This window comes from Alkalibaculum bacchi (genome assembly GCF_937875145.1).
GTDB classification, from domain to species: Bacteria; Bacillota; Clostridia; order Eubacteriales; family Alkalibacteraceae; genus Alkalibaculum; species Alkalibaculum bacchi_A.
This window is the reverse complement of the sequence record NZ_CALNCS010000020.1, coordinates 1-3,570: the sequence shown is the minus strand read 5'-3', so window position 1 is coordinate 3,570 and position 3,570 is coordinate 1. Positions and strand designations below refer to the sequence as shown.

1 pseudogene is annotated in these 3,570 nt (G+C 35.2%); it reads right to left on the bottom strand.

The features are described 5' to 3' along the window. Nucleotides 1-495: 495 nt before the first annotated feature. A pseudogene (locus tag Q7P22_RS01290) lies at nucleotides 496-3,528 on the bottom strand (acyl-CoA dehydratase activase-related protein); the annotation flags it as partial. Nucleotides 3,529-3,570: the final 42 nt, after the last annotated feature.

The window sequence follows — 3,570 nt, the reverse complement described above, 5'->3', positions numbered from 1 at the left end:
CCATGAATTCCAATACTTTAAGACAATTATTCATGTGCGAAGTTTGAGTAAATAATAAAAAATATTTGCTTGTACTTGTACTTGTCCTGAAACATTGCTTTAAGTTATCTGTAACTCCGGGCCTATTACTTATGAAATCACACAGATAGGCATCATCGTAGAAATACCGCACTGCTTCGATTATAGAAGAAGTTTCTTTTTCTATAATCAGAAAGCTGAAACGATCATTTATAAGCTTATATACAATTGTTGTAATATTTACACCTTACTTCCATATATTATAACTATAACATATAAAAATGTCATACATTGTCGTTTATTGTACTATATTGCATGTGCAATACAAATTAAGATTCTATGTCTATTTTAGTATCATTTGAGATATCGTGGTCAGAAAAAATAAAACAATGTATAATAATAAATAGAGACTAGCTTATTATCATAATTGCTAGTCTCTATTTATTTTGTTCTATTCCATTCTATATATCTTTCTAATTACCCAGAATAATCTTCATTTAGTACCAATTTCTTTTTTCTGGATTCATCAGTTGCTTCATTTGTTACATTCTCTTCTTTTAGTGCATTTTTCTTATCTAGATTTCTAAAGGCAACAGATAACATTAATTTTATTCTATTTAATTGATTCACTTCACTTGCACCTGGGTCATAGTCGATAGCTGCAATATTGGCTATAGGGTACTTTTCTCTAATAGGCTTAATCATGCCTTTACCCATTACGTGATTTGGTAAACAGGCAAATGGCTGTACGCATACGATGTTTTCTACGCCATCTTCGATTAATTCCATCATTTCTGCAGTTAAGAACCAACCTTCTCCGCCTTGGTTTCCAAGAGAAATTAGTTCTTCTGCTTTGCGAGCTTTTTTGTCAATGGTTGATGGTGGATTAAATCTACTACTGTCTTTTAGAGCTTCCTTCATGGATTTTCGGTACCATTCTATGAGTTTAATGCCCTTCAAACTATTACCCATTGATTTTTTTGTACCTGCTAGTTTCTCATATTTAAACACATTATTATAAGCACAGTATAATATAAAGTCTATAATATCAGGAACGACTACTTGAGCGCCTTCATCTTCTAAAACTTGAACGAGATTATTGTTCGCTGTTGGATGATATTTTACGAGGATCTCCCCTACTACAGCAACTTTTGGCTTTTCTATATTTAATAAAGGTAACGCATCAAAATCCTCAACAATCTTCTTTATATTGCGCTTAAATGCAAATAGATTTCCTGATCGGATATTCTCTTTTGCTTTAGTTCTCCAAGAGTCGTACAATCTTTCTGCAGAGCCCTTTTCTTTTTCATAAGGCCTTGTAGCATATAAAACTCTTTGGAACAAATCTCCATACACTGCTGCCATCATTCCACGATTGATTAAGGGAAGGGTAATCTTAAATCCAGGATTGCTCTCTAAGCCAACTAGATTAGCAGATATAACAGGAATGTGTTCCATATCCATATCCTTTAAGGCCTTTCGGATAAAGGCTACATAGTTTGAAGCTCTACAAGGACCTCCCGTTTGACTCATGACTAAACTAATATTATTTACATCATATTTGCCTGATTTTACAGCAGCAATCAATTGACCCACTGCTATAATGGAAGGATAACAAGCATCGTTGTTGACATATTTTAAGCCTTCATCAATAGCATTATAATCTACACTTGGCAACACTTCTACACGATATCCTGAAGGTTCCATAGCATCGTTAATAAAGTCAAAATGAATAGGTGACATTTGAGGAACCAATAAAGTATGGGTTTTTTTCATTTCCTTTGTAAAGGAAACTCTCTTATATTCCACATCTGTACTAGATTTTGGATATTGTAACTCCTCTTTATCCTCTAAGGCAGCTTTTAAAGATCTCAAACGAATCTTGACAGCACCTAAATTGCTTACCTCGTCAATCTTAATAAGAGTGTAAATTTTTCCTGCTTCATTTAAAATCTCGTGAACTTGATCTGTCGTTACAGCGTCTAATCCACAGCCAAAAGAGGTAAGCTGTACTAACTCAATATTTGATTGCCTTGCCACAAAGTTTGCCGCAGTATACAATCTAGAGTGATATTTCCATTGATCAAGAACCCGAAGAGGTCGTTTTACTTCTCCTAAATGAGATACGCCTTCTTCACATAAGACTGCCATGCCTAATTCTGTAATGACATTTGGCAAGCCATGGTTAATCTCAGGATCAATATGATAAGGTCTACCACTTAAGACAATACCCGTCATGTCATTCTCTTCAATATAAGTTAGTATTTCCTCAGATTTTTTACGGACATCTTCTTTATAGACATCTTTTTCTTTCCATCCTAAATCACAGGCCTTTCGTATTTCTTCCTCGCCTATACCCAAAGGCGCAAACTCTTCTATAAGCCTTTCCACTAATCGATTGTAATCATTTAGCGGCAAAAATGGATTCATGTAATTGATATTCTTTTCCTTAAGGGCATCTACATTGTACTTAATGGTCTCAGGATAAGACATGACGATTGGACAATTGTAACAATTATCTGCTCCATTAATATCGTCTTCTTCGTAGGAGATGCAAGGGTAAAAGATAAAATCAATATCCTTTTCAAGTAAACTCATAATATGCCCGTGTACGATTTTAGCAGGGTAACAAACGGATTCTGATGGTATGGACTCCATCCCCTTGTCATAGAGCTTTTTACTTGAACGAGGAGATAAAACCACCCTATATTTTAACTCTGTAAAAAAGCGATACCAGAAAGGATAGTTTTCATATACATTTAAAACCCTAGGAATTCCTACTTCTCCTCGAATGGCTTCACTCTTATCTAAAGGATTGTAATTAAACAGTCTCTTGTATTTATAGTCGTACATATTGGGAACCTTTTTTGTAGTTTGCTCTTGCTCGATGCCTACACCTCTTTCACAGCGATTTCCAGAGACAAAGCGCCTCCCATCAGAGAAATTGTTAATAGTAAGAAGGCAATTGTTACCACACTTTCCGCATCTTTCTAATGTTGCGTCCGTTTCAAAAGCTTGTAACTGGGCTTCATCTAAAATAGTACTTTCTGTACCTTCTGCGTATTTTTCCTTAGCAATTAATGCTGCTCCAAAAGCTCCCATAATACCTGAAATATCTGGGCGAATTACGTCTCTTCCTAAAATCTTTTCAAAAGCTCGAAGCACAGCATTGGAATAAAAAGTACCACCTTGGACTACAATACTTTTTCCTAGTTCTTCTGGATTACGAACTTTTATTACTTTTTGTATGGCATTTTTAATGACCGAGTAAGATAATCCTGCTGAAATATCTCCTACATCTGCGCCCTCTTTTTGTGCTTGCTTTACCCTAGAATTCATAAAAACAGTACAACGAGTACCTAAATCCACAGGAGCCTTTGCCATTAATGCCTCCTGGGCAAATTCTTCTACAGATAATTTTAAGGAATGAGCAAAAGTCTCTAAGAAAGACCCACATCCCGAAGAACAGGCTTCATTTAATATAATATCATCTATGACCCCATCTTTGATTTTATCTTAGACATTGGCGGTCAGGATATGAAAGCCATGAAA